We start from the raw sequence: 23,826 nt of genomic DNA, 5'->3' as shown, positions 1-23,826 counted from the left end.
CGTATCGGGTGCCGAAAGATTTGCAGGACGCGGTCAGGGTGCGGGATGGGACGTGCCGTCATCCGGGGTGTAACCGGTTGGCGGTGTTCTGCGAACTCGACCACACGATCCTCTGGTCCAGGGGCGGGACGACCAGTTACTCAAATCTTGCAGCGCTCTGTAAACGTCACCACATGTTCAAAACGGAGGGTTTCTGGCAGTACACCCAACCCGAACCCGGGACGATCATCGCGATCTCACCCGCCGGGGAAACCTACCTCACCAAACCCAACCCACCACCAACACCACCACCAAAACCACCACCAGAAACCCCACCACCGTTCTAGGGTGAAGCCCCTCCCCAATCGCCGAAGTGGGAGATCCGGCGTCTCAGAACGACTCAGATCGCCGTCGAAACGCCGTCAACCCGCCAGATCCCACGCCTCGGTTACCGGCTGCCGATCATTTTCTGCAGCGCGATGGTGCCGTCGGTCTTGGGAAGGAGCAACCACAGGACGCCATACATCGGAATGCTGATGAACGGCAACAGAAAGCTGAGGAGGATGCCGATCCTGACGTAGGCTACCGGCCAGTTGAACTTGACGGCGATGCCTGAGGCGATACCGCCAAGCCATCCGCCGGGGGCACGTTTGATGGGCGATGATCGAAGGATGTCAAAGAATTTGTCCATGATGTAGGCTAACTCGTTTCGTTGCTCGATGGTCCACTTTTCTTACTTGTGCTGTTTGCGGCCGGTCATCGAGACCAACCCGCCCACCACCAGGGCCACCCCGGTGCCGACGAGCAGTCCCATCAGAACCAGCCCCGTGTCGAAGCGGATGTCGGCAAGCTGCGAGAGAAGGATCAGGGCGCCCACAGTGATCGCAATGAGCCCCCAGACCACTGTGCCCGCGCGGACCGGCTGGCCGCCGTCGTTGTCGCTGGTGGGGATGTTCTCGGAAGTGTTCATGGCGAGATTCCTCCTACGTCTTCAAGTTCGGTCTGGCTGGCGGCCACCGTGGTATGGCTCATGGCGCCCCGGATTTCAAGGATGATCGATGGTCCGGAGGCGTTTTCGTTCAGGTCGATCTCGGCGGGGTGCCACATGCCGCCGGCCGTTGCTTCCTGTCCGTTATCCACAGTGCTGAGGGCTCCGAGGGCGATTGAGGAGCGGACTTGGACCGGCACGTCGTCGGGTATCAGGATGCCGACGTTTCCGGCGAGCGAGTTCACTGGGACGACCACGTCGGCGTCGAGGTTGGTGAGGTTGCTGAGATCAACTGTGCCCTGGCCTGCAACTACTGTGTATCCCTCGCTGGCGGGCTCCTCGGTGGTGGGGGTCCAGACGGCGCTGCTGCCGACAGTGATGGTCCCCGTGGCGAATGTTGACCCGGCGACGACTGCTGCCGCTATGCCGACTCCTGCCATGAACCCGAGAAAACCTGAGGTGCGTCCACGAATTCCCAGGGTGACAATCCCCAGACCCAGAAGGATGAGGCCCGCGGCAATCGCCACCGGAACCACTGAGCTTCCCAGACCGATTATCCCTGTGTAATCGAGCATCAAGACGGAGCCGACGACGATCAGCGCACCACCGAGATAGAGAGCCAGTTCGGCGCCAGTCGGTTTGGGGGTTGACGGTTTGCGTGGTGCTGGCGGGCTGTGTCGCGGTGCCGGGAGGGGTGGCAGTTGGCTGTACAAGGGAGGTGGGGGCAGAGCGCCCGGCGGGAGGGCCTGGCCCTGTTCCTCGGAGGCAACGGTATAAGTCTGACCGGTAGTGCCGGATGCCTCAGCCTTCTTGCTGGACCTGGTTGCCACCAGGTACACCGCAAGGACGACGGCGCCGACCCAGAAGATGGTCCAGAACAACGCGCCGAAGCCGTCGCCGCCGAAGATCGGGAGGTTGGGTCGCCAGAGTCCAATGACGGTCAACACCACGGCACCCGTCATGCCCGAGGTCCAGGTGCCCCGGGTGGCGGACTCAAGGTGGATGCGGCCGTCTGGCTCGGGCAGCAGAGCCCAGGCCAGGCCGTACAGCAGGACGCCGATGCCACCGAAGATGGCCAGAAACACGAGGATGCCTCGGATTAGCACTGGATCGAGGCCGGTGCGGGTCGCTACGCCGGTGGCGACGCCGCCGATCCAGCGGTCCTGGCCCCTGATCGTCCCGAGGCCGCGCAGCCAGCCAAAAAAGTTGGTGGCTGTTCCGGCAGGCGCGTTGGCGGTTGCTATGGGTGTGGCCCCACCCAGCGGGGGAGGAGGTCCCGGCGGCACTGAGGTGTCGCCGTCGGCCTGGCTTGTGGCTTCGCCTAGGTCGGGTCCGGGTAGAGCTGCGTCCGGTTCGACGCCCTGGCTGGGCTCCGGAGGATCATTCGGGTCCTGGTGCGAGTTCATCTCCCCATCTTGTCCCCGGGGACAGGTGGTTGCCATCGGGGCCTACCCTGAGCTGTCCCTGAGCTGCGGCTAACTTTCCCCGAAACCCGCACCAGTCGGGTGCGGATCGTGTTTGGATTAGGGCATGAGACCGCCGCTGCTCCGCTCCCACGACGCGATAATCGCCGGAGTATGTGCGGGGCTGGCAGCCCACCTCGGGATTTCGGTCAAGATGGCGCGCCTCGCGATGGTCGGACTGGCCCTCGCGGGCGGTTCTGGAATATTTCTCTACGGCTGGCTATGGGTGTTGGTGCCGACTCAGGAGGAGCAGTTCCGCCACGGGTCCACCCCGGTCGGCCCACGACTGATCTTCCCCCCGTCGATTGCCGAGCCAGGTAGCCCGACGGCGGTCCCTACCGCTGGTGCACGCGGTGCGGCGAACCGCAACTCGCTGGTAGGAAAGCGTGAGGTGCTTCTCGGCTCAGCGCTGCTGCTGGTGGCCGCTGCGGTGATCGCCCAACAGTTAGGAGCCAATCTTCCTCTTGACCGTATGTTGCCGGTGGGGGTGGTGGTGGCCGGGGCTGTGCTGGCGTGGATCCAGCTTGATGAGACACGGCGTGCCGGCCTGATGAACCGGGCGGGGGCGTCGCAGGCCGGCGGGCTGGTGCGACTCGTCGCCGGTCTGCTGCTGGTGACGGTGGGAGTGCTGATCATGGTGTCCGGGTCCATCTCCTGGGAACTCACCTGGTCAACACTTGTCGCTACCGGAGCAGTGCTGGCTGGAGTCTTTCTGGTGCTGGCTCCCTGGGGCCTGAAATTTTGGCGTGATTTGGAGACCGAACGGTCAGGGCGGGCCCGCGAAACTGAGCGGGCCGAAATTGCCGCCCACCTTCACGATTCGGTCCTGCAGACCCTCGCCCTGATTCAGAACCGTGCAGGCTCGGAGCAGGATGTGGTGCGGTTGGCCCGGGCGCAGGAACGCGAGCTACGGAACTGGTTGTATGCCGACGCCGCCCATGAGTCAGGAAACCTTGCGGAGCGGATCCGGGCCATCGCCGCGGAAATCGAGGACAGCTATGGCGCTCCGGTCAACGTGGTGGTGGTCGGCGATACGGCGTTGACCCCGCGGCAGGAAGTCCTGGCGCAGGCCGCGCGGGAGGCGGTCCTCAACGCGGCCAAGCATGCGGGCGGCAGCATTTCCGTCTATCTTGAGGCCGGGAGTTCCGGGTCAACGATCTTTGTCAGGGACCGGGGCCGTGGGTTCGATCCAGAAGCCATCCCCGAGGACCGGATGGGGATCAGGGTCTCCCTGCACAGCAGGATGAACCGACACGGCGGTACGGTGTCGATCCGCAGCAGCGTGGAGGGCACCGAGGTTAAACTGGACATGCCCGAAAAGGAAGCAGATGCAGCGCAGTGAATAATCCAGAGCAGCCGGTCACCGTGGTGGTGGTCGATGACCACGCCATCTTCCGCTCCGGCCTGCGGGCAGATCTTGACAGCAGGATCGCCGTGCTGGCCGAGGCCTCGGGAGTCGAGGAGGCGATCGCTGCCATTCACCAGCACCGACCGCAGGTGGTCCTTCTTGACGTGCACCTGCCGGGCGGAACTGGGGGCGGGGGCGCCGAGGTGCTCGCGGGCTGCAACATGCTCCTCGCAGACACGCGGTTCCTGGCGCTGAGCGTGTCCGACGCCGCAGAGGACGTGGTCACTGTCATCCGCGCCGGTGCCCGGGGTTACGTGACCAAAACCATCTCGGGGGCTGAGATCTCCGACGCAGTCCTGAGGGTGGCCTCTGGGGACGCGGTGTTTTCGCCCCGGCTGGCGGGTTTTGTCCTTGATGCTTTTGGGACCGCGGCGGTGGCGTCAGTGGATAGCGAACTCGACCGTCTTTCAGCCCGCGAGCTTGAGGTGATGCGCCTGATCGCCCGCGGGTACAGCTATAAGGAGGTGGCCAAGGAGCTGTTTATTTCAATCAAGACGGTCGAGACGCACGTGTCAGCGGTCCTGCGCAAGCTGCAGTTGTCCTCCCGGCACGAGCTCACCCGTTGGGCTGCCGAGCGCCGGCTGCTCTAGGCATCCAACCGGCGCCCCCGGAGGGGCTACCGGGCAGTGGCGAGGAATTCCTGCAGACGCCCAATGCCTGTCGCAAGGTCAGCATCGCCGAGCGCATACGAGAGCCGAAGGTAGCCGCTAGGGCCAAACGCCTCGCCCGGCACCACAGCCACCTCCACCTTCTCAAGAATCAACGCCGCAAGTTCCGCCGACGTCGCCGGGCGAATGCCGCCCAACTCGCGGCCGAGCAGGGACCTCACATCGGCATACGCGTAAAACGCACCCTTCGGGATCGGGCAATCCACGCCGTCGATCGCGTTCAGGCCGTCGACCATTGCCCGACGACGACGGTCAAATGCCACCTTCATCTCATGCACGGCAGTAAGCGGACCGGCCACCGCGGCCAGCGCCGCCATCTGGGGCACGTTCGAAACGTTCGACGTGGCATGGGACTGCAGGTTCGTGGCGGCTTTGATCACGTCCTTCGGCCCGATCATCCAGCCCACCCGCCACCCGGTCATGGCGTAGGTCTTGGCCACCCCATTGAGGATCACCATCCGGTCACCAACGGCCGGGGATGCTGTCGCGATAGAGGTGAAGGGTACGCCGTCGTACGTCAGGTGCTCGTAGATTTCGTCGGTCACCACCCACAGGCCGCGTTCGGCGGCCCAGTCACCGATTTCCTTGACCTGCTCGGGACTGTAAACCGCGCCAGTGGGGTTGGACGGGGAAACGAACAGCAGGACTTTGGTACGTGGCGTCAAGGCAGCCTTCAGCTGGTCAACAGTGACCAGGTAGCCCTGCTCGGGGCCAGCGAAGACCTCGACCGGTACGCCCCCGGCGAGGCGGATTGCCTCGGGGTAGGTGGTCCAGAATGGAGTAGGAACCAGCACCTCGTCGCCCGGATCGAGGAGAGTAGCAAAGGATTCGTAGACTGCCTGCTTACCTCCATTGGTGACGAGCACCTGGGCCGGGTCGACGGTGTAGCCCGAATCCCGCAGTGTTTTCTCGGCGATGGCCTGCTTCAGTTCCGGCAGACCACCCGCAGGCGAATACCTGTGGAAACGGGGCTGCCGTGCCGCCTCGATCGCGGCGTCCACTATGTAATCGGGGGTGGGGAAGTCGGGTTCACCTGCCCCGAATCCGATCACTGGACGGCCCGCAGCCTTCAGTGCCTTGGCCTTGGCGTCAACCGCCAACGTCGCCGATTCAGCGATAGCTGCAATTCGCCGCGAGATCCGCCGCGCTGGCACGTTCGGGGTGTCCTGCTTCTGGGCGGCAGGGGTGGCAGTCATAGTGTTCCCTTAGGGTTGATGGTGCTGTGGACTGTGACGTGATTCCAGCTTAGGGCGTTGTCGCCGTCGGACAACGACGCCGAATCACTTGGTTGGGTGGTGGCTGCCAGGCAGCCGGGGCTTCCGGTTCGACGCCGGGGCGGGGATTGAGTAGACTTGTTCCTCGGTGTTGAAATCGCCACGATGGTTTGTGCCTGAGTTAGCTCAGGCGGATCGGCGAAATCACTCCATAGGGTAGTGGCGCAATTGGTAGCGCAGCGGTCTCCAAAACCGCAGGTTGCAGGTTCGAGTCCTGTCTGCCCTGCGTATTCGACGAAACACAATAGTCCTGATGGGCTACTGAACCGACAAAAAATGGAAGAGGTTGAAGGTGACCGAAACGGCTGCGGGCAGCCCACAGGGTGGCCCTTCCGAAAAGAACACCCCCAAGCGGGGTTTCTTCGGCCGAATCTTCCTCTTTGTGCGGCAGGTCATCTCCGAACTCAAGAAGGTAGTTGTACCGACCCGCAGGGAACTCGTGCGGTACACCATTACCGTGATGATCTTCGTGATCATCATGATGCTGATAGTGACTGCCCTGGACTTCCTGTTCGGGACGGCCGCGGTGTGGGTCTTCGGCGGCGCATAACGGGATCCGCGCGGTAATGCATTAACAAGCTGAAGAATCTTAGAAAGCAGGCGGCTAGGTGTCCGAGCAAGAACTCGAACGGCAGATCACTTCTGTTGAGGATGATCTGGAGAACGAGGATCAGGTAGCTGATTCCGGTGTCGAAGCGACCCCGGTTGACAGTGCTGCCCCGGCCGATAGCGAGACCGAGTCTGATGCAGAACCCGTAGAGGGCGACGCGGACGCGACCGACGAAGCCACTTCCGGTGATGAAGCGTCCTCTGACGCCGAGTCCATCGACGGTGCAGGCGCCACTGAGGACGCCACCGATGAGAAATCCGCTCCTGCGGAAGATCCCGTCGCGGCTTTCAAGGCCCAGCTTCGCCGTCAGGAGGGCGACTGGTATGTCATCCACTCCTACGCGGGCTACGAGAACCGGGTCAAGGCCAACCTAGAAACCCGCATCCAGACCCTGGACATGGAAGAGTACATCTTCGAGATCCAGGTGCCAATGGAGGAAGTGGTGGAGATCAAGAACACCACCCGGAAGATCGTCAACCGGGTTCGCATCCCGGGCTACGTCCTTGTGCGCATGGACCTCACCGATGCTTCGTGGGGCGCCGTCAGGCACACTCCCGGCGTTACTGGCTTCGTCGGCAACGCCCACAACCCGGTGCCGTTGAGCCTCGGCGAAGTGTTCTCCATGCTCGAACACACAGTGGTCCACACCGACCCTGAATCGGGCAAGCCAGCAAAGAACCAGCTGACTCCGGCAACAGTCAACTTCGAGATCGGCGAACCGGTCACGGTCAACGAGGGCCCCTTCGAGACCCTGCAGGCGACCATTTCCGAGATCAAGCCGGAATCCCAGCAGCTTGTTGTTCTGGTCTCTATCTTCGAGCGCGAAACTCCGGTGACGCTCTCGTTCGGCCAGGTAACGAAGCTGCAGTAATCAAGCTTCGTGCCGCCCGGGCCCGCTTAGCTCAGGTGGTGCGGTAGGTCATCACGCCATGGTGACCAACAAGCCATGGGACGCTCCTGTCCTATGGACGCAATGTGAAAGAAGGACCCTTCATGGCCCCCAAGAAAAAGATCACCGGCCTGATCAAGTTGCAGATCAATGCAGGCGCCGCTAACCCGGCACCCCCCATTGGTCCAGCGCTTGGCCAGCATGGTGTCAACATCATGGAATTCTGCAAGGCGTACAACGCTGCAACGGAATCCCAGCGCGGAAACGTTGTTCCCGTCGAAATCACCGTGTATGAGGATCGCTCATTCACGTTCATCACCAAGACCCCTCCGGCGGCTGAGCTCATCAAGAAGGCTGCCGGCGTCCCCAAGGGTTCGCCCACGCCTCACACCGTCAAGGTTGCCAAGCTGACCAAGGATCAGGTCAACGAGATCGCCACCATGAAAATGGAAGACCTCAATGCCAACGACATCGAGGCAGCTGCCAAGATCATCGCCGGCACCGCTCGTTCCATGGGTATCACGGTAGAGGGCTAGAGCCTTCCACCCATCGTGCGACGGTACCGTCCGTCGTGCATTCAACCAACAAAACGTAGACGCAGGCAACCGCCATTCAGGCGGATTCAGGCGTCGGAGTGTGGCAGGGCCCGCGCGGTCCGCAGACCACAACTGCAAAAGGAGAAAAAGCAGATGGCAAAGCGCAGCAAAGCATACAAGGCGGCCGAAGCCAAGATCGAGGCTGACAAGCAGTACGCCCCGCTCGAGGCAGTAGTCCTGGCCAAGGAAACCAACCCGTCAACATTCGACGCGACCGTTGAGGTAGCGTTTCGGTTGGGCGTTGACCCCCGCAAGGCCGATCAGATGGTCCGCGGCACCGTCAACCTTCCCCACGGCACGGGCAAAACCAAGCGCGTCCTGGTCTTCGCGACGGGCGAGAAGGCCGAAGCGGCAATCGCCGCTGGCGCCGACTTCGTCGGTTCCGATGACATGATCGAAAAGGTCGCAGCAGGTTGGGTCGACTTCGACGCCGCCGTCGCCACCCCTGACCTCATGGGCAAGGTCGGACGCCTTGGCAAGGTATTGGGTCCTCGTAACCTGATGCCGAACCCCAAGACGGGTACCGTTACCGCTGATGTCACCAAAGCCGTGACCGACATCAAGGGCGGAAAGATCGACTTCCGCGTCGACAAGCACTCCAACCTGCACTTCATCATCGGCAAAGTGTCGTTTGATGTGCAGAAGCTGGGCGAAAACTACGCAGTTGCTCTGGAAGAGGTGCTTCGTTTGAAGCCATCGGCTTCGAAGGGCCGCTACATCCAGAAGGCAACGGTCTCGACCACGTTCGGTCCTGGCATAACCGTTGACCCAAGTGTCACCAAGGTCTTCGCCGAAGCTTAGGGCTCAGGACGCCGCCAGGCACTTAATCACGAAGGGCCGCAGCTCATAAGCTGCGGCCCTTCGTGATTAAGTGTCTTTTTTCGGGCGTCGAGAGCGCCCCGGAAATTAGTGATTGGCAAGTATCAATCACTCGGCTAGACTTTCCCCATGACAATCTCAGGCGCCATAATCGATCACCTACCCCGCCCGGTGTCCCTTGAGCTCCCCGGCGGAGCCGACTTTGTCGCGGCTGCGGAGCTCAGCAACCTCGTGGAACGGGTCCTGTGGGGAAACGACGATCACTTCTACAGCCCCCAGGCACGTTACGAGGCGTCCCAGCCCAACGACTATGAGGAGCGGGTCATGTTCGTGGCCCGCGACGGCGGGAATGTTGTCGGGAAAGCGATCATTGACATCCCGCTGACCGACAACCTGGGTACCTGCTACGTCTTCGTGGTGGTCCACCCGAACTACCGGAGTCGGGGTCTCGGGTCGAGGCTCTATCGGACGCTCGAAGACCACGCGGCGGGAATCGAACGATCGACCATTATGGCGTGGACCGACGAGCCCGCCGGCTTCGACCAGGCGCCGGCTTCCGTCCTCGTCCCGGCAACCGGGGCCGGAGCTTTCCCTAGAAACTGTGCAACGACGGCGCTAGCCTTGCGGAACGGATTCCAGCTGGCGCAGGTCGACCGATGTAGCGTGTTGAACTTGGAGACCTCGTTACCCCGGGCTGCAGTGCATGCGCAGACTGCCCATGAGGCGGCCGGCCAGGACTACGAGTTGGTGCAGTGGCGCGATCGCTGCCCTGATGATCTCGTTGACCAGTACGCCCTGCTGCGGAAGACCATGAGCACCGATGTGCCGATGGGAGACCTGGAGTGGGAGGAAGAGGTGTGGGACGCCGCCCGGATCAGGGCAGGCGAGGAGCGTCTCCTTCGCTCAGGCGGCCAGTCACTGGTCAGGGCAGTCCGTCACCGCCCTACGGGGCTGCTGGCTGGCCACACCATCCTCGAACACCAGCAGGAGAAGCCAGAAGTGGTGTCCCAGGACGACACCCTGGTGCTGCGTTCACATCGGGGGAAGCGCCTGGGAATGTGGCTGAAGGCGGCCAACCTGCTGGAGGTTCCCTTGGCTTGGCCCGAAGCGCGTCGGGTCTACACCTGGAATGCCGAAGAAAACGTTCACATGCTGGCAGTCAACGTCGAGATGGGGTTCGTTCCCGCAGGCTACACCGCTGCGTGGCAGAAGAAGAGCTGACGTCACGCAGAAAAGTGGCTTGCCCGCAGTCCGTTGCGCAGAAAAGTGGCGGGGCTGCCGGTACTGCGCAAAAAAGTGGCTTGCCCGCAGGAAAGTGGTTGCCCAACCGCTATCCTGCGGCCGGGCCACTTTTCTCCGGGAGCAGGCAGGGTTAGAGCGCCTCAAGAGGGGTCGAAGCCGATCCGACACCAAGAAAGGGGTTGGACTACAGGTCCTGCTCGAGGAAAGCGGCTGGACCGCAGGATAGTGCTTGCCCAGCCGCTATTCTGCGGGTGGGCCACTTTCCTCCGGGAGCGGGCAGGGTTGCAGTACCCCAAGAAGGGCCGAAGTCCGGGAGGACCCCCGGATTTGGCTACCCCCGGTGGCGTGACGTAGTCTTGAAGGACCAAAGACCGTCGGTCGATGCATATCCCACCCTTACTTTGCAGGATTCTCTGTGGAGTGCGGACCGGGACCTGTATCTGAAGGTTCCCGTAAAGGGCGGCCAGCGTAGGTGAACGAAGCTTCCCAGAATGTCAGGTGAAAACTGGAGTTCTGGATCAAGCCCCGTGCATCTGCGCGGGGCGTTTTTTATTGGGGCAGTAAAAGCCGGCATCAATTCCCCGGAAGGAGGGTTATGGCAACCGCAATCAAGGTAACCGCAGTTGAGGAAATCGTCACCGATTTCAAAGACTCAAATGCTGCAGTCCTAACCGAATACCGTGGGCTCACCGTTGCACAGCTAAAGGAACTGCGCCGTTCACTCGGCCAGGACACCAAATACGCTGTCGTCAAGAACACCCTGACGGGCATTGCAGCCAAGGAAGCCGGCATCGACGCGTTCGAGAACCAGCTCGCCGGACCTACTGCGATCGCCTTCATCAAGGGTGACGCCATCGCGGCGGCAAAGAGCCTCACGGATTTCGCGAAGTCCAACCCACAGCTCATCATCAAAACCGGTTTCTTCGAGGGCAAGTCCCTTGACGCTGCCGGTGTAAAGGCTCTCGCTGCTCTCGAGTCGCGCGAACTTCAGCTGGCCCGCGTTGCCGGAGTGCTGCAAGCACCCATGGCAGCACTTGCCCGCACCCTCGATGCCTTGCGCATCAAGCAAGAGGAGGAAAGTGGAGCGCCTGCAGCAGCAGAGACGCCAGCCGCCGACGCTCCTGCTGCAGAGGAAGCAGCTGCACCTGCAGCAGCCGAGTCAGAGGCCGCTCCCGAAGCTGCCGCAGCGCCTGAAGAGAATTAACCCTCTTCATCCACCAAACTCCGGTGCCCGGCGTCACATTCGATGCCAAGCACCATTATAGGAAGGAAGGCTCTCGCCATGGCGAAGCTCACCAACGAAGAGCTCATTGAAGCTTTCAAGGAACTGACCATCATCGAACTCTCCGAGTTCGTCAAGCTGTTCGAAGAGACCTTCGACGTCACCGCTGCTGCTGTTGCAGTTGCACCCGCCGGTGGCGGCGCGGGCGAAGCTGCTGAAGAAGAGAAGGATTCCTTCGACGTTATCCTCGAAGCAGCAGGCGACAAGAAGATCGCAGTGATCAAGGAAGTTCGTGCCTTGACTTCACTGGGTCTGAAGGAAGCCAAGGACGTTGTCGACAGCGCCCCCAAGGCTGTGCTGGAAGGCGCAACCAAGGAAGCTGCCGAGAAGGCCAAGGAATCCCTCGAGGCCGCTGGCGCGACGGTAACCCTGAAGTAGTCTTTTCCTCGCTTCACGAAAAACCCCTGACTCACCGAGTCAGGGGTTTTTCGTATCATCGGTCAGTCGCGGTAGAGCAGGAGGGCTTCTCCCTGTCCGCCTCCACCGCACAAGGAGACGGCAGCCTTGCCCGTTCCGCGACGGTTCAGCTCATGGGCCGCGTGCAAGGCTAGACGAGCACCCGAAGCGCCAATGGGGTGACCCAGCGCAATCGCACCGCCATGGATATTGCACTTGTCCAATGGGTAGTCCAGATCCTTCAGGGACTGGCACGCCACCGAACCGAAGGCCTCGTTGATCTCTATGAAATCCAGATCCGAGGTCTGCCAGCCAGCACGGCCCAACGCCTGCTCGATCGCCCGGGACGGCTGGGAGTGGAGCGAGTTGTCTGGGCCAGCCACCTGACCTGGCTGCCCCACCACCGCCAGAACGGTCAGCGAGTTCGCCTCAGCGTGTGCACGGGTGGTCAGAACGAGGGCAGCCGCACCGTCGGAAAGCGGCGACGAGTTGCCCGCGGTGATGGACCCGGTCTTATCAAACGCGGGTCTCAGCCCGGCGAGGGACTCAACTGTCGTCGTCGGGCGAACGCCCTCATCGGTGCTCAGGATTACCGGGTCGCCCTTCCGCTGAGGCACTGAAACGGGAACGATTTCGATGTCGAAGACACCGGACTCGATCGCGGCGGCAGCGCGTTGGTGGGACGCAGCCGCGACGGCGTCCTGGTCTTCGCGTGTGATGCCGAGTCCTGAGTTGCCCCGCTCGGTGGAAACGCCCATGGATTCGTTGTCGAGCGCGTCGGTGAGGCCATCGTTTGCCACCGAGTCGATGGCCTGGATGTTGCCGTAGGTCCAGCCCTGACGGGATCCGGGGAGCAGATGCGGTCCGCGTGTCATTGATTCCTGGCCGCCGGCTACGACCACGGTGGCCTCGCCGCTGCGGATCAGCCGGGCAGCGTCGATGACGGCGGTCAGGCCGGACAGACACACCTTGTTGATGGTGACCGTCGGGACATCCCAGCCGATCCCAGCCTTCAGCGCGGTCTGCCGTGCGGGATTCTGGCCGCACCCAGCCTGAATGACGTGGCCCATGATGACGGCGTCAACCGAACCGGCGTCGACTCCGGCCTTCTCCAATGCGCCGGCAATGGCGACGGCTCCCAGATCGACTGCCGTGAAGGAGGATAACTGACCGTTCAGGCGGCCCTGCGGGGTCCGGGCGCCGCCGACAATCACAACGTCGGTCGGTGACATAACTTGAGTGTTCATCTGGTGGATCGCTCACTTTCATCTTTGAAGCAGTTGCGATAAGGCTACTCCTTCCCGCACAACTCAGCTAGGAAGCATTAACTGAAATCCGTCGTCGGTGACGCGTCGTAGCGAAAGCCAGGAGCACTCCGGAGAGCAGCGACCCGAACCCTCCCGGCAGGATCCCCCGGGTGTCCGGATAGCCGACGTTGATCTCACCGGTGACGCGTAGCCTGCCCATTCGGCGAACTCCCACACCACTCCGAGGCTAAGCCCCAGGGCCAAGGCAAGGGTGATGATGGTGACGCCCATGGCCGCTCGCCGGTCCCGCGGACGACGTCGGCCGCCACGGCCCAGGGCGTGGCCAGCGGTCGAAGAGGATCATTGACCTTCCAAACACCCTAAAATTAAAGGCATGCTGCCAACGCTCTCAGTGGTCATCCCTTGCCGGAACGACGGCATCCTGCTGGCCCGGTGCTTGCAGGCCCTCGGTCAGCAGACCCGTCGGCCGCTGGAGATCGTGGTTGTCGACAATGGTTCGACTGATTCAACCGTTGCCGCCGCTGAGGCCCATGGCGCCCGGGTGGTGACCGAGTCGCTGGTCGGAATCGGGCCCGCCGCGGCGGCCGGCTACAACGCTGCCCTGGGGAACATCATTGTTCGCTGCGACGCCGACTCGGTGCCGCCAGCGGATTGGCTCGAGCGCATCGCCGAGCGGTTCGAGGCCGACCCCACACTTGCCGCGCTCACCGGGCCGGGCAGGTTCTATGGTGTCTCCCGGCTGCGCGCGGCCGCGGCGGACCTCCTGTACATGCGGGCCTACTTCGTCTGCATGGGTGCAGCCGTCGGGCACTGGCCCCTGTTCGGCTCCAACTTCGCTGTGCGCGCCACCGTCTGGGAGAGTGTCCGGTCGCTGGTGCACACAGAGGATCCAGAGGTGCACGACGACGCCGATCTGGCCTTCGCGCTCGGCCCCGGCCAACGAACCGTTTGCGACTTCTCATTGCGGGTCGGCATTTCACCGCGCGCGCTGGCCGGGGGAGCCGACCTCCGGCGACGGGTCACCCGTGCCGTTCACACCATCGTCCTGCACTGGAGGGTCCAGCCGCCGTGGATCCGCTGGCAGGTGCACTTCCGTGCCAGACCGCAGGGAACAGTGAGCTGACGTGCAAGAAAAGAGGCTACGCCGCGAAACGTGCAAGAAAAGTGGCTACGCCGCAAGAAAGTGGTCGCCCAACCGCTAAGCCGCGGGTGGGCCACTTTTCTGCGCGTCGGATGGCGAGCCGTAGCGCCCCCTGCCCGTCGGGAGGCGGTAGCCAGCGCCCTCAGCTAGCTGGGTACAGCAGAGAAAGTTGCAGGGTCAGCCACGGGCTGAACGCCCACGGGGTCAGCTGCACCGCCCGGACCAGCTGCAGCGGGTCGACCCACTCCCATTGGCTCACCTCCGACTCCCGGGGCGACAGGTCGCCCGCGCACCGGGCCGTGTAGACGGGACAGATCTCGTTCTCCACCAGCCCCGAGAGATCCACCGCCCGATAGCGGAAGTCAGGAAGAGCAGGGGCCAGATCAGTGAGCGTAATGCCCAGCTCGTAGTCGGCACGGCGACTGATCGCGTCTTCAGTGCTTTCCCCGGGGCCAGGATGACCACAGAACGAGTTGGTCCACACCCCCGGCCAGGTGAGTTTGGAGAGGGCGCGCCGGGTGACCAGGATCAGGCCGTCGTCGTTGTAGACATGGGTGGAAAAGGCGAGGTGCAGCGGCGTCGAGGTGTGATGCACCCGCGACTTCGCCTCAGTTCCAGTGGGGGTGCCACTCTCATCAACCAGGACCACCAATTCCGCACCGGACGCGGAACTGTTTTCTGCTACAAACACCGTTGGACCACTCTCCGACCCGGTCGTTTAGCTTAAGAATGTGGGGTCAGTGTTTACTTTACCTATGGACATGGAAACCCTGCTGGTCGATTCCCGTGGCTTGGAACAAGTGGAGAGTGCCCTCGCTACGTGCTTCGCCCGGTCCAAGGCACGCGCCGCGACCCTGGGGCCCACCTACCTCCAGCTCTGGGAAACGCTTGAAACCTGCGCTGCCGGCGGCAAGCGGTTCCGCCCACGCATGGTCATGACGGCCTACGACTGCCTGTCCGGAGTCGATCGGTCCACTGCGGCGCTGGTCGCCGCGTCCTTCGAAATGCTGCATACGGCCCTGATTGTGCACGACGACGTCATCGACAGGGACTTCGTCAGGCGGGGGATCCCCAATGTGGCGGGCACCTACCGGAACCAGGCCAGGGCTGCCGGACTCGGCGCCGACGATGCCACCCACCGCGGACTTTCCATGGGTTTGATCGCCGGCGATCTTGCCCTCTCCAGTGCCCACCGCCTGCTGGACGGCGTCCGCACCGACCCCGCCACGCGTGAGCGGCTGGGGGAGTTGCTTGACGACGCCGTGTTCGCCTCGGCTGCCGGGGAGCTTCTCGACGTCGACGCGTCAAGTTCCGGCACAGCGACGTCCGAGGATCCCCTGCAGATGGCACGGCTGAAAACCGCCGTCTACTCGTTTGAAAGCCCGTTGAAAGCGGGCGCGATCCTCGCCGGAGCCGACAACGCCATTGTCGAGACGCTTGGTGACTTTGGGCGCGACGTCGGGATTGCCTACCAGATTGCCGATGACATTCTGGGCGTGTTTGGGAACGAGAAGACGACCGGGAAGACCACCTGGGGCGACCTCCGCGAAGGCAAGCGGACCGCGCTGATCTCCTTTGTCGCCCAACGCGCAGAATGGGAGCAGATTTCTGGGCTGATCGGGTCGGCTGAGCTGACAGCCGACGGGGTCGAGGAAATCCGCCAGGTCCTGAAGGTTAGTGGCGCACTCGACTATGCGGTGTCCCTGGCCACCGATCACGCCCAGCGGGCGCTACGTCATCTGGACAGTACCCACATTCCTGCCCAGCTGAAAGCCGGGCTGACGCCGGTCGCCGCGGCCGTCCTCGACCGGGTCCGGTAGCCTCCCATGCAGCCACGGGACGCCCTTGCCTTCTACACCGATGTGACCGACCGTGCCTCGGCCATCGTGATCAGGTCCTACTCCACCTCGTTCGGGTTGGCGTCACGGATGCTGGGCGCCAGCGTCCGGCAGCAGGTCGAATCGGTCTATGCGCTGGTCAGGGTCGCCGACGAAGTGGTGGACGGCGCCGCCGCAGCCGCCGGGCTGACCACCGGTCAGATCCGCGCACTACTCGACGGGCTCGAAGCCGAGACCGACCGGGCGCTCGCCGCCGGCTACAGCGCCAACCCGGTGGTGCACTCCTTCGCCGCCACGGCCCGGGAAACGGACATCACCGCGGAGCTGACGCGACCGTTCTTCGCCTCAATGCGCGCGGACCTCGAACGGACCGAGCACACCCAGGAGTCCTTCGACGAGTATGTTTACGGGTCAGCCGAAGTGGTGGGCCTGATGTGCCTCAAGTGTTTCCTCTACCAGGAGGCACCGCTCGCCCCCGCTGAAGAGCGCAAACTGGTTGACGGCGCGCGCCGGCTCGGGGCCGCTTTCCAGAAGATCAACTTCCTCCGGGATCTCGCCGAAGACTTCGAATCTTTGGGGCGCAGCTATTTCCCGGGAGTGAGTCCTGGGAACTTCGACGAGGCTGACAAGCACCGGCTGCTCGATGACATTGCAGAGGACCTTGCTGTCTCGGCTGCTGCTCTCCGCGATCTGCCCACCTCCAGCCGCCGGGCTGTCGCCCTGGCCCAGGGCCTGTTCGCCGAACTCGCCGACAGGCTCCGCAGCACCCCGGCAGCTGACCTACTGACCACCCGGGTTCGGGTACCGAACCCGGTCAAATTTCGGATCGCGGCCCAGGCGTTTGCCGGCCGACTCCCGCAGTCACATGAAGTACCCCAATGACCACCGGAAGGCTGCCATGAACTCCCACGCACCCCTGAATGGCCAGCGCCGGAACCGTCGGAACGTCGTCGTCATCGGCGGCGGGATCGCTGGTCTCGCGTCAGCCGCCCTGCTCGCAGCGGAAGGCCACGGTGTCACCGTGCTGGAACAGCAAGACGCCACTGGTGGGCGCGCCGGGCTCTGGGAACGCGACGGGTTCCGGTTCGATACCGGCCCCTCCTGGTACCTGATGCCCGAGGTAATCGACCATTTCTTCCGGCTGTTCGGCACCACTGCCGCCGAACAGCTGGACCTGGTCAAGCTCAATCCGGGCTACCGGGTCTACTACGAAGGCCACTCTGAACCCCTCAATGTTCCGGCCGAACGCGCCGACGTCGTCACACTGTTCGACGTCGTCGAACCCGGTGCCGGAGCCGCCCTGGAGAAATACCTTGACTCGGCTGGTGACACCTACACCATGGCCACCCGCCGGTTCCTTTACTCAACATTCCAGTCCTTCGGGCCCTTGCTCCGCCCGGATGTCCTGTTGCGCTCCCCGAAGCTGGTCCGGTTACTGCTGCAGCCGCTGTCGACGCTTGCCGCGAAAACGGTCAAGGACAACCGGCTCCGCCAGATTCTCGGGTACCCCGCGGTCTTCCTGGGCACCTCGCCGTTCGAGGCACCCAGCATGTACCACCTGATGAGCCATCTGGACCTCGACGACGGGGTCCTCTACCCGATGGGCGGCTTCTCCCGACTGACCGACGCCGTCGCCGGCCTGGCACGGGCCAGGAACGTTGACATCGTCACCGGGGCCCGGGTGGAAGAGATTCTCACGGTGCCGGCCACCGGCCGCCGTCGTCAGGCGCGGGTAACCGGTGTGCGCTGGGTTGCGGCCGATGGAACAGTCCACACCGCCGCCGCCGACACGATCGTGGCCGCCAACGACCTGCACCACGCAGAAACGCAGCTATTGCAGCGTTCAGAGCAGACGTACCCGGAGAGCTACTGGCAGCAGCGCACCGCAGGGCCGAGCGCGCTGCTGTTGTACCTGGGCGTCCGCGGCGAGTTGCCTGAACTGGAGCACCACACGCTCCTATTCACTGAGGACTGGAAAGACAACTTCTCCCGGATCTTCGGCACCACCACTTCGGTGCCGACGCCGGCGTCGCTGTACGTGTGCCGGTCCAGCGCCACCGACCCCGGTGCGGCGCCGGAGGGCCACGAGAATGTCTTTGTCCTGGTTCCGCTGCCCGCCGATCCGGAGCTGGGCGGTGGCGGTATCGACGGCGCGGGGGACCCGCGCATCGAACGCCTCGCCGATACGGTGATTGAGCAGATCGGCGCGTGGGCACGGATCCCTGACCTGGCCGAACGGATTGTGGTGCGCCGGACCTACGGACCCCAGGACTTCGTGGGCGATTTCAACGCCTGGAAAGGCACGTCCCTGGGCCCAGCCCATGTCCTTAAGCAGAGCGCCTTCTTCAGAGGACGCAACATGAGCCGCAAGGTCGAGGGGCTCTACTATGCGGGGAGTTCGACCATCCCAGGTATCGGGATCCCCATGTGCCTGATCAGCGCCGAGTTGCTGATCAAACGGCTGCGTTCCGACACCAGCACCGGGCCTCTGGCAGAGCCCCTGGTCCCGGTGAGTCAGATTGTCCGGCAATGATCAGTGCCCTGTATCTGGTCTCGCTGCTCGGCGGACTGGCCTGCGCAGCCCTGATGGATTACCGGTACGGGTTGTTCTTCTGGTCAGCGCCCCGCCGGGCGGGGCTGGTCCTGGTGGTGGGGGTGGCGTTCTTCCTGGCCTGGGACCTCGGCGGCATCGGCCTCGACATCTTCTACAAGGGGGACTCTGAGTTCATGATCGGCGTGATGCTCGCACCCGAGCTCCCCCTGGAGGAGTTGTTTTTCCTGGCCTTCCTCTGCTGGATGGCGATGAACGTGTACCTGCTCCTGAAACGGGTCATCGCCTCTCGAACGCAGGTCGCGCAGTGACCTACTGGACTTTGAACGCCATCTTCCTGGTGCCCGTACTGATCGCTGCTGTCCTCGCCGTCGTGCGGTCCCGCCGTCGGACGGGTCGGACGGGTCGGACGGGGGCCGGGACGGGGATTTGGGCGGGCACCGGGACAGGGGCTCCGGGCGGCGCGGTCTCCTGGCGCGCCGTGGGGCTATCCGCGGTCATTTTGCTCACCCTCACAGCTGTCTTTGACAACCTGATGATCCAACTGGGTTTCTTTGGCTACAACCCGTACCGCATCTCTGGTGTGTTTGTGGGCCTCGCCCCGGTCGAGGACTTCGCCTACACGGTGGCGGCGGCGGTGCTCCTGCCAGCGCTCTGGTCCCTGTTCACGCCACCCGCCGTATCCTCATCGGCCGGCCCTTCACCGGCCGAACGGAGCAGCCGGTGAGCGCGCATGCTGGAACCGGCCACGCCGGAGTCGCGAGAATGCTGCTGGTGTCCTCCAGGCCCGTGTCCTGGGTGAACACCGCCTTTCCCTTCGCAGTTGCCTACTTTCTCACCACCGGGACGATTGACGCGGCCCTGGTGATCGGGACTCTCTACTTTCTGATTCCCTATAACCTCGCCATGTACGGCATCAACGACGTTTTCGATTACGAGTCGGACCTCCGCAACCCGCGCAAGGGCGGCATCGAGGGAGCAGTCCTCGACCGCAGATTCCACCGCATCACCCTGTGGGCGGCTGTGCTCACCAACGTTCCGTTCCTCGTGGCGTTGCTCCTGCTGGGGCACCCCCTCTCGGCGCTGGTGCTTGGGGTCAGTGTGTTCGCGGTCGTTGCCTACAGCGCGCCGGGCCTGAGGTTCAAGGAACGGCCATTCCTCGACTCGGTCACGTCGAGCACCCACTTCGTCAGCCCGGCAGTTTTCGGGCTGGTACTCGCCGACGCAACCTTTGACGTCGCCCTCTGGGCCGTGCTGGGCGCCTTCTTCCTCTGGGGGATCGCCAGCCAGGCCTTCGGTGCCGTCCAGGACATCCAGGCCGACCGCGACGGCGGTATCGCCTCCATTGCCACGGTTTTGGGAGCCCGCACGGTAGTGAGGTTCGCCGTCGTCGTCTACCTGGTGAGCGGGGTGCTGATGCTGCTCGCGCCGTGGCCGGCAACCCTCGGGGGACTGCTTGCGCTGCCGTATGTGCTCAACATTGCGCGCTTCCTGAACCTCAGCGACGAGAAGTGCGAACATGCCAACCGGGGGTGGAAGCGCTTTATCAGGTTGAACTTCCTCACCGGCTTCCTGGTGACTATCCTTCTGATCTGGATGACCCAGCGGGCCTGACAGCCGGATAACGTATACCACACCCCGGCTGGACACGGCGGGCGCTCTCGCGTACAGTAGATATTTGCGTCTTTCCTCTTAACCTCGGCCTTCATATAGCGGTGGGCTTTGTCTTGCATTCGTCATTTAACTGGAGATTTCGATCTCTGGTCTTGACCGCAGACTCCTGGTTCGCACACACAATCCCCGCGTTAGTACGCGGTGGCAGTGCAAAGAGGGCGGATATAGCTGAACAAGCCTGAAGGTCTGTGGAAGGATCCCTCTTGGTCGCCTCGAGCACCTCTAATAATGCAACCGCTACCAGCCAGGTCGACGCCGACAGCGTCGCACCCCGGCTTTCATTCGCAAAGATTCACGAACCGCTGGATGTTCCTAACCTCCTCGCGCTCCAGACCGACAGTTTCGACTGGCTGGTAGGAAACGAGCGCTGGAAGGCGCGCGTGCAGGAAGCACTGGAGTTGAAGCTGCAGGGTGTGGCCTCCACCTCCGGTCTCGCTGACATCTTTGAAGAGATCTCCCCGATCGAGGATTTCCAGGGCACCATGTCCCTGAGCTTCTCGGAGCCGGAGTTCGCTGATCCGAAGTACACGATGGCTGAGTGCAAGGACCGCGACGCGACGTACGCGGCACCCCTGTATGTCAAGGCCGAGTTCATGAACAACAACACTGGCGAAATCAAGCAGCAGACGGTGTTCATGGGTGACTTCCCGTTGATGACGGAGAAGGGTACGTTTGTGATCAACGGCACCGAGCGTGTCGTTGTGTCCCAGCTGGTCCGTTCGCCGGGTGCCTACTTTGAGCGCACCGCCGACAAGACCAGTGACAAGGACATCTTCAGCGCGAAGATCATCCCCTCACGCGGCGCCTGGTTCGAACTCGAAATCGACAAGCGCGATCAGGTCGGCGTCCGCCTCGACCGGAAGCGCAAGCAGTCAGTCACCGTGCTCCTGAAGGCGCTGGGCTGGACCGAGGGCCAGATCCTTGAGACCTTCGGCGACTACGACTCCATCCGCGCCACCATGGAGAAGGACACCACCGAAACGCAGGAAGATGCGTTGCTGGATATCTACCGGAAGCTTCGCCCGGGAGAGCCACCTACAGTTGAGGCCGCCAAGACCCTCCTCGACAACCTGTACTTCAACCCCAAGCGCTACGATCTGGCCAAGGTCGGCCGTTACAAGATCAACCGCAAGTTGGGCATCGACAAGAGCCTCGACGATAAGGACGCCTCGGTCCTGAACATCGACGATATAGTCGCGATGATCAAGTTCCTGGTGGCCCTGCACGCCAATGAGAAGACTCTCACCGGCAAGCGCGACGGCGGCGACGTCGAACTGCGCGTCGAGGTCGACGACATTGACCACTTCGGTAACCGCCGCATCCGCGCGGTCGGCGAGCTCATCGAGAACCAGGTCCGCACGGGCCTGTCCCGGATGGAGCGCGTTGTCCGCGAGCGGATGACCACCCAGGACGTTGAGGCCATCACGCCTCAGACCCTGATCAACATCCGTCCGGTTGTTGCAGCAATCAAGGAGTTCTTCGGAACGTCCCAGCTGTCGCAGTTCATGGATCAGAACAACCCGCTGGCCGGTCTGACGCACAAGCGTCGCCTGTCAGCGCTGGGCCCGGGCGGTCTGTCCCGTGACCGTGCAGGCATGGAAGTTCGTGACGTTCACCCGTCTCATTACGGTCGTATGTGCCCAATCGAAACCCCTGAAGGCCCGAACATTGGTCTGATCGGTTCGCTGGCATCCTACGGACGCATCAACACGTTCGGCTTCATCGAAACCCCGTACCGCAAGGTTGTTGGCGGAATTGTCACGGAGCAAATCGACTACCTCACCGCCGACGACGAGGTGGAGCGCCTGATCGCACAGGCGAACGCACCGCTCGACGGCAAGGGCAACTTCATCGAACCAACGGTTCTGGTGCGTACCCGAGGCGGTTCGGGCGAGCCCGTCCTGGTCGAGGCCATTGAGGTCGAGTACATGGACGTTTCCCCGCGCCAGATGGTGTCGGTGGCCACAGCCATGATCCCGTTCCTCGAACACGATGATGCTAACCGTGCCCTGATGGGCGCGAACATGCAGCGTCAGGCTGTTCCTCTGCTCCGTTCCGAGCGCCCCCTCGTGGGCACCGGCATGGAGAAGAACGCCGCGGTGGACGCCGGTGACGCAGTCACCGCTGTCAAGGCTGGCGTTGTCAAGGAGGTCTCGGCCGATCTGGTCAGTATCCTCAACGACGACGGCACCGAGACCAACTACCCGATCATGAAGTTCGCCCGGTCCAACCAGGGCAACGCCTACAACCAGCGCGTGCTGGTGTCTGAGGGCGACCGGGTCGAGTACAACACGATGATCGCTGACGGTCCGTCCACGGATCAGGGTGAGCTCGCACTGGGCAAGAACATGCTTGTTGCGTTCATGTCCTGGGAAGGCCATAACTTCGAGGACGCGATCATCCTCTCCCAGCGCATCGTCTCGGACGACGTCCTGACCTCTATCCACATCGAGGAACACGAGGTTGACGCCCGCGACACCAAGCTGGGTGCCGAGGAAATCACCCGGGACATCCCCAACGTTTCCGAGGAAGTCCTCGGAGCCCTGGACGAGCGTGGCATCATCCACATCGGTGCAGAGGTAGAAGCCGGGGACATCCTCGTGGGCCGTGTCACCCCCAAGGGTGAAACGGAACTGACCCCCGAGGAACGTCTGCTGCGTGCCATCTTCGGTGAAAAGAGCCGCGAGGTCCGTGACACCTCACTGAAGGTTCCCCACGGCGAGTCCGGAACGGTCATTGGCGTACGGATCTTCGATCGCGACAACGACGACGAGCTGCCCCCCGGTGTGAACCAGCTGGTCCGCGTCTACGTTGCACAGAAGCGCAAGATCACCGACGGCGACAAGCTGGCAGGGCGTCACGGCAACAAGGGTGTCATCTCCAAGATCCTTCCGATCGAGGACATGCCGTTCATGGAGGATGGAACTCCTGTTGACATCGTGCTCAACCCGCTGGGCGTGCCAGGTCGAATGAACGTCGGCCAGGTCCTGGAAGTCCACCTCGGTTGGGTGGCCAAGCAGGGCTGGAAGATCGACGGCGAGCCGGAATGGTTGAAGAACCTCCCGAACCTGCCCCGCGAAAGCGGTTCGACCACTGTGGCGACCCCCGTGTTCGACGGCGCGACCGAGGACGAAATTGTTGGTCTGATGAAGTCCACCAAGGAGACCCGCGACGGTAAGCGCCTCATCGGCGAATCCGGCAAGGCGTTGCTCTTTGACGGTCGCTCCGGCGAACCGTTCCCGGACCCCATTTCGGTCGGCTATATGTACATCCTGAAGCTTCACCACCTGGTGGACGACAAGATCCACGCACGCTCCACCGGACCGTACTCCATGATCACCCAGCAGCCATTGGGTGGTAAGGCACAGTTCGGCGGACAGCGCTTCGGCGAAATGGAAGTCTGGGCCCTCGAGGCCTACGGTGCCGCCTACACGCTGCAGGAACTTCTGACGATCAAGTCGGATGACATCCACGGCCGCGTCAAGGTCTACGAAGCGATCGTGAAGGGCGAGAACATCCCTGAACCGGGTGTTCCCGAATCCTTCAAGGTGCTGATCAAGGAAATGCAGTCGTTGTGCCTGAACGTGGAAGTACTTTCCACCGACGGAACCACGATAGAGATGCGTGACTCGGATGAAGAAGTCTTCCGGGCCGCGGAGGAACTGGGCATCGACCTGTCACGGGCCGAGCCGAGTTCTGTCGAAGAGGTTTAGCTCGAACGTCCGGTTCAGTCCGGTGCC

General features: G+C 62.9%; 25 protein-coding genes and 1 tRNA gene. 19 read left to right on the top strand and 7 right to left on the bottom strand.

Going from position 1 to position 23,826, the window contains the following annotated elements; all coding sequences use genetic code 11:
- The coding region (locus ACX80O_RS13265; RefSeq protein ID WP_459333721.1) for an HNH endonuclease signature motif containing protein at window positions 1-326 on the top strand (326 nt) is incomplete at its 5' end.
- Window positions 327-427: 101 nt separating this feature from the next.
- Here ACX80O_RS13265 and ACX80O_RS13260 read toward each other — a convergent pair.
- Genes ACX80O_RS13260 through ACX80O_RS13250 form a run of 3 tightly spaced genes read right to left on the bottom strand, consistent with a single transcriptional unit; the run spans window position 428 to window position 2,373 of the window.
- Window positions 428-670, bottom strand: coding sequence for a PspC domain-containing protein (locus tag ACX80O_RS13260; protein ID WP_459308948.1), 243 nt, complete (start codon window positions 668-670; stop codon window positions 428-430).
- A gap of 42 nt (window positions 671-712) precedes the next feature.
- The gene (locus ACX80O_RS13255) at window positions 713-949 is read right to left on the bottom strand and encodes a hypothetical protein (RefSeq protein WP_459308947.1); all 237 of its coding nucleotides are present in this window, start codon (window positions 947-949) and stop codon (window positions 713-715) included.
- Window positions 946-2,373 (bottom strand): PspC domain-containing protein, encoded by a 1,428-nt coding sequence (locus ACX80O_RS13250; protein WP_459333720.1) that lies wholly within the window; start codon window positions 2,371-2,373, stop codon window positions 946-948. The genes ACX80O_RS13255 and ACX80O_RS13250 overlap by 4 nt, the downstream gene beginning before the upstream one ends.
- Before the next feature lie 124 nt (window positions 2,374-2,497).
- On the opposite strand from ACX80O_RS13250, the gene ACX80O_RS13245 reads away from it, so the two are divergent.
- Window positions 2,498-3,772 (top strand): ATP-binding protein, encoded by a 1,275-nt coding sequence (locus ACX80O_RS13245; protein WP_459333719.1) that lies wholly within the window; start codon window positions 2,498-2,500, stop codon window positions 3,770-3,772.
- Complete coding sequence (locus ACX80O_RS13240) at window positions 3,769-4,428, top strand: LuxR C-terminal-related transcriptional regulator (protein ID WP_459308943.1); 660 nt, start codon at window positions 3,769-3,771, stop codon at window positions 4,426-4,428. Before ACX80O_RS13245 ends, ACX80O_RS13240 begins: the two co-directional genes overlap by 4 nt.
- Window positions 4,429-4,454: 26 nt before the next feature.
- Here ACX80O_RS13240 and ACX80O_RS13235 read toward each other — a convergent pair whose 3' ends face one another.
- Complete coding sequence (locus ACX80O_RS13235) at window positions 4,455-5,702, bottom strand: pyridoxal phosphate-dependent aminotransferase (RefSeq protein ID WP_459308942.1); 1,248 nt, start codon at window positions 5,700-5,702, stop codon at window positions 4,455-4,457.
- 231 nt (window positions 5,703-5,933) lie between these two features.
- Between ACX80O_RS13235 and ACX80O_RS13230 the strand changes: the two genes are divergently transcribed.
- The 8 genes from ACX80O_RS13230 (at window position 5,934) to rplL (ending at window position 11,596) form a co-directional block, all read left to right on the top strand.
- Window positions 5,934-6,006 (top strand) — tRNA-Trp (locus ACX80O_RS13230).
- Between the two features lie 66 nt (window positions 6,007-6,072).
- Window positions 6,073-6,330 carry a preprotein translocase subunit SecE gene (gene secE, locus ACX80O_RS13225; RefSeq protein ID WP_459308941.1) on the top strand — a complete coding sequence of 86 codons (258 nt, stop codon included), beginning with the start codon at window positions 6,073-6,075 and terminating at the stop codon, window positions 6,328-6,330.
- Between the two features lie 58 nt (window positions 6,331-6,388).
- On the top strand, window positions 6,389-7,261 hold the full coding sequence (nusG, locus tag ACX80O_RS13220) for a transcription termination/antitermination protein NusG (protein WP_459333718.1): 873 nt from the start codon (window positions 6,389-6,391) through the stop codon (window positions 7,259-7,261).
- 122 nt (window positions 7,262-7,383) lie between these two features.
- Entirely contained in the window at window positions 7,384-7,815 is a 432-nt protein-coding gene (gene rplK / locus ACX80O_RS13215) for a 50S ribosomal protein L11 (RefSeq protein WP_459308937.1), read from the top strand.
- A gap of 153 nt (window positions 7,816-7,968) precedes the next feature.
- Entirely contained in the window at window positions 7,969-8,676 is a 708-nt protein-coding gene (gene rplA, locus ACX80O_RS13210; RefSeq protein ID WP_196842006.1) for a 50S ribosomal protein L1, read from the top strand.
- Between the two features lie 147 nt (window positions 8,677-8,823).
- A complete protein-coding gene (locus ACX80O_RS13205) occupies window positions 8,824-9,915 on the top strand; it encodes a GNAT family N-acetyltransferase (RefSeq protein WP_459333717.1) in 1,092 nt (363 codons plus the stop codon).
- Window positions 9,916-10,531: 616 nt separating this feature from the next.
- Complete coding sequence (gene rplJ / locus ACX80O_RS13200; RefSeq protein WP_459333716.1) at window positions 10,532-11,140, top strand: 50S ribosomal protein L10; 609 nt, start codon at window positions 10,532-10,534, stop codon at window positions 11,138-11,140.
- A 78-nt stretch (window positions 11,141-11,218) separates the two neighbouring features.
- On the top strand, window positions 11,219-11,596 hold the full coding sequence (gene rplL / locus ACX80O_RS13195; protein ID WP_171583887.1) for a 50S ribosomal protein L7/L12: 378 nt from the start codon (window positions 11,219-11,221) through the stop codon (window positions 11,594-11,596).
- A gap of 62 nt (window positions 11,597-11,658) precedes the next feature.
- Here the strand turns inward: rplL and ACX80O_RS13190 are convergent, their stop codons facing one another.
- Entirely contained in the window at window positions 11,659-12,846 is a 1,188-nt protein-coding gene (locus ACX80O_RS13190) for an acetyl-CoA C-acetyltransferase (protein ID WP_459333715.1), read from the bottom strand.
- An 82-nt stretch (window positions 12,847-12,928) separates the two neighbouring features.
- The gene (locus ACX80O_RS13185) at window positions 12,929-13,081 is read right to left on the bottom strand and encodes a hypothetical protein (RefSeq protein WP_459333714.1); all 153 of its coding nucleotides are present in this window, start codon (window positions 13,079-13,081) and stop codon (window positions 12,929-12,931) included.
- Between the two features lie 174 nt (window positions 13,082-13,255).
- On the opposite strand from ACX80O_RS13185, the gene ACX80O_RS13180 reads away from it, so the two are divergent.
- Window positions 13,256-14,005 (top strand): glycosyltransferase family 2 protein, encoded by a 750-nt coding sequence (locus ACX80O_RS13180; RefSeq protein WP_459333713.1) that lies wholly within the window; start codon window positions 13,256-13,258, stop codon window positions 14,003-14,005.
- A 160-nt stretch (window positions 14,006-14,165) separates the two neighbouring features.
- Here ACX80O_RS13180 and idi read toward each other — a convergent pair whose 3' ends face one another.
- Window positions 14,166-14,714, bottom strand: coding sequence for an isopentenyl-diphosphate Delta-isomerase (gene idi, locus ACX80O_RS13175; RefSeq protein ID WP_459333712.1), 549 nt, complete (start codon window positions 14,712-14,714; stop codon window positions 14,166-14,168).
- Between the two features lie 64 nt (window positions 14,715-14,778).
- On the opposite strand from idi, the gene ACX80O_RS13170 reads away from it, so the two are divergent.
- The 7 genes from ACX80O_RS13170 to rpoB all read left to right on the top strand — a co-directional run bounded on the left by ACX80O_RS13170 (window position 14,779) and on the right by rpoB (window position 23,799).
- Entirely contained in the window at window positions 14,779-15,843 is a 1,065-nt protein-coding gene (locus ACX80O_RS13170) for a polyprenyl synthetase family protein (RefSeq protein WP_459333711.1), read from the top strand.
- Window positions 15,844-15,849: 6 nt separating this feature from the next.
- Window positions 15,850-16,743, top strand: coding sequence for a phytoene/squalene synthase family protein (locus tag ACX80O_RS13165; protein WP_459333710.1), 894 nt, complete (start codon window positions 15,850-15,852; stop codon window positions 16,741-16,743).
- A gap of 16 nt (window positions 16,744-16,759) precedes the next feature.
- Entirely contained in the window at window positions 16,760-18,394 is a 1,635-nt protein-coding gene (gene crtI, locus ACX80O_RS13160; protein ID WP_459333709.1) for a phytoene desaturase family protein, read from the top strand.
- Window positions 18,391-18,723 (top strand): lycopene cyclase domain-containing protein, encoded by a 333-nt coding sequence (locus ACX80O_RS13155; RefSeq protein ID WP_459333708.1) that lies wholly within the window; start codon window positions 18,391-18,393, stop codon window positions 18,721-18,723. Before crtI ends, ACX80O_RS13155 begins: the two co-directional genes overlap by 4 nt.
- The gene (locus tag ACX80O_RS13150) at window positions 18,720-19,139 is read left to right on the top strand and encodes a lycopene cyclase domain-containing protein (RefSeq protein ID WP_459333707.1); all 420 of its coding nucleotides are present in this window, start codon (window positions 18,720-18,722) and stop codon (window positions 19,137-19,139) included. The genes ACX80O_RS13155 and ACX80O_RS13150 overlap by 4 nt, the downstream gene beginning before the upstream one ends.
- 38 nt (window positions 19,140-19,177) lie before the next feature.
- Window positions 19,178-20,026, top strand: a complete 849-nt coding sequence (locus tag ACX80O_RS13145) for a prenyltransferase (protein ID WP_459308951.1) — start codon at window positions 19,178-19,180, stop codon at window positions 20,024-20,026.
- Between the two features lie 263 nt (window positions 20,027-20,289).
- A complete protein-coding gene (gene rpoB / locus ACX80O_RS13140) occupies window positions 20,290-23,799 on the top strand; it encodes a DNA-directed RNA polymerase subunit beta (protein WP_459333706.1) in 3,510 nt (1,169 codons plus the stop codon).
- The last annotated feature ends 27 nt before the right edge of the window (window positions 23,800-23,826 follow it).

Source organism: Arthrobacter glycogeni (assembly GCF_054511155.1).
This window is presented reverse-complemented; position numbering and strand designations above follow the sequence as displayed.

What these genes read in the sequence shown, in the direction of transcription:
- ACX80O_RS13260 (WP_459308948.1), bottom strand. Translation starts at nt 670, where the DNA reads ATGGACAAATTCTTTGACATCCTTCGATCATCGCCCATCAAACGTGCC.
- ACX80O_RS13255 (WP_459308947.1), bottom strand. Translation starts at nt 949, where the DNA reads ATGAACACTTCCGAGAACATCCCCACCAGCGACAACGACGGCGGCCAG.
- ACX80O_RS13250 (WP_459333720.1), bottom strand. Translation starts at nt 2,373, where the DNA reads ATGAACTCGCACCAGGACCCGAATGATCCTCCGGAGCCCAGCCAGGGC.
- ACX80O_RS13245 (WP_459333719.1), top strand. Translation starts at nt 2,498, where the DNA reads ATGAGACCGCCGCTGCTCCGCTCCCACGACGCGATAATCGCCGGAGTA.
- ACX80O_RS13235 (WP_459308942.1), bottom strand. Translation starts at nt 5,702, where the DNA reads ATGACTGCCACCCCTGCCGCCCAGAAGCAGGACACCCCGAACGTGCCA.
- rplK (WP_459308937.1), top strand. Translation starts at nt 7,384, where the DNA reads ATGGCCCCCAAGAAAAAGATCACCGGCCTGATCAAGTTGCAGATCAAT.
- rplA (WP_196842006.1), top strand. Translation starts at nt 7,969, where the DNA reads ATGGCAAAGCGCAGCAAAGCATACAAGGCGGCCGAAGCCAAGATCGAG.
- ACX80O_RS13205 (WP_459333717.1), top strand. Translation starts at nt 8,824, where the DNA reads ATGACAATCTCAGGCGCCATAATCGATCACCTACCCCGCCCGGTGTCC.
- rplJ (WP_459333716.1), top strand. Translation starts at nt 10,532, where the DNA reads ATGGCAACCGCAATCAAGGTAACCGCAGTTGAGGAAATCGTCACCGAT.
- rplL (WP_171583887.1), top strand. Translation starts at nt 11,219, where the DNA reads ATGGCGAAGCTCACCAACGAAGAGCTCATTGAAGCTTTCAAGGAACTG.
- ACX80O_RS13190 (WP_459333715.1), bottom strand. Translation starts at nt 12,846, where the DNA reads ATGTCACCGACCGACGTTGTGATTGTCGGCGGCGCCCGGACCCCGCAG.
- ACX80O_RS13185 (WP_459333714.1), bottom strand. Translation starts at nt 13,081, where the DNA reads ATGGGCAGGCTACGCGTCACCGGTGAGATCAACGTCGGCTATCCGGAC.
- ACX80O_RS13180 (WP_459333713.1), top strand. Translation starts at nt 13,256, where the DNA reads ATGCTGCCAACGCTCTCAGTGGTCATCCCTTGCCGGAACGACGGCATC.
- ACX80O_RS13170 (WP_459333711.1), top strand. Translation starts at nt 14,779, where the DNA reads ATGGACATGGAAACCCTGCTGGTCGATTCCCGTGGCTTGGAACAAGTG.
- ACX80O_RS13165 (WP_459333710.1), top strand. Translation starts at nt 15,850, where the DNA reads ATGCAGCCACGGGACGCCCTTGCCTTCTACACCGATGTGACCGACCGT.
- crtI (WP_459333709.1), top strand. Translation starts at nt 16,760, where the DNA reads ATGAACTCCCACGCACCCCTGAATGGCCAGCGCCGGAACCGTCGGAAC.
- ACX80O_RS13155 (WP_459333708.1), top strand. Translation starts at nt 18,391, where the DNA reads ATGATCAGTGCCCTGTATCTGGTCTCGCTGCTCGGCGGACTGGCCTGC.
- ACX80O_RS13145 (WP_459308951.1), top strand. Translation starts at nt 19,178, where the DNA reads ATGCTGCTGGTGTCCTCCAGGCCCGTGTCCTGGGTGAACACCGCCTTT.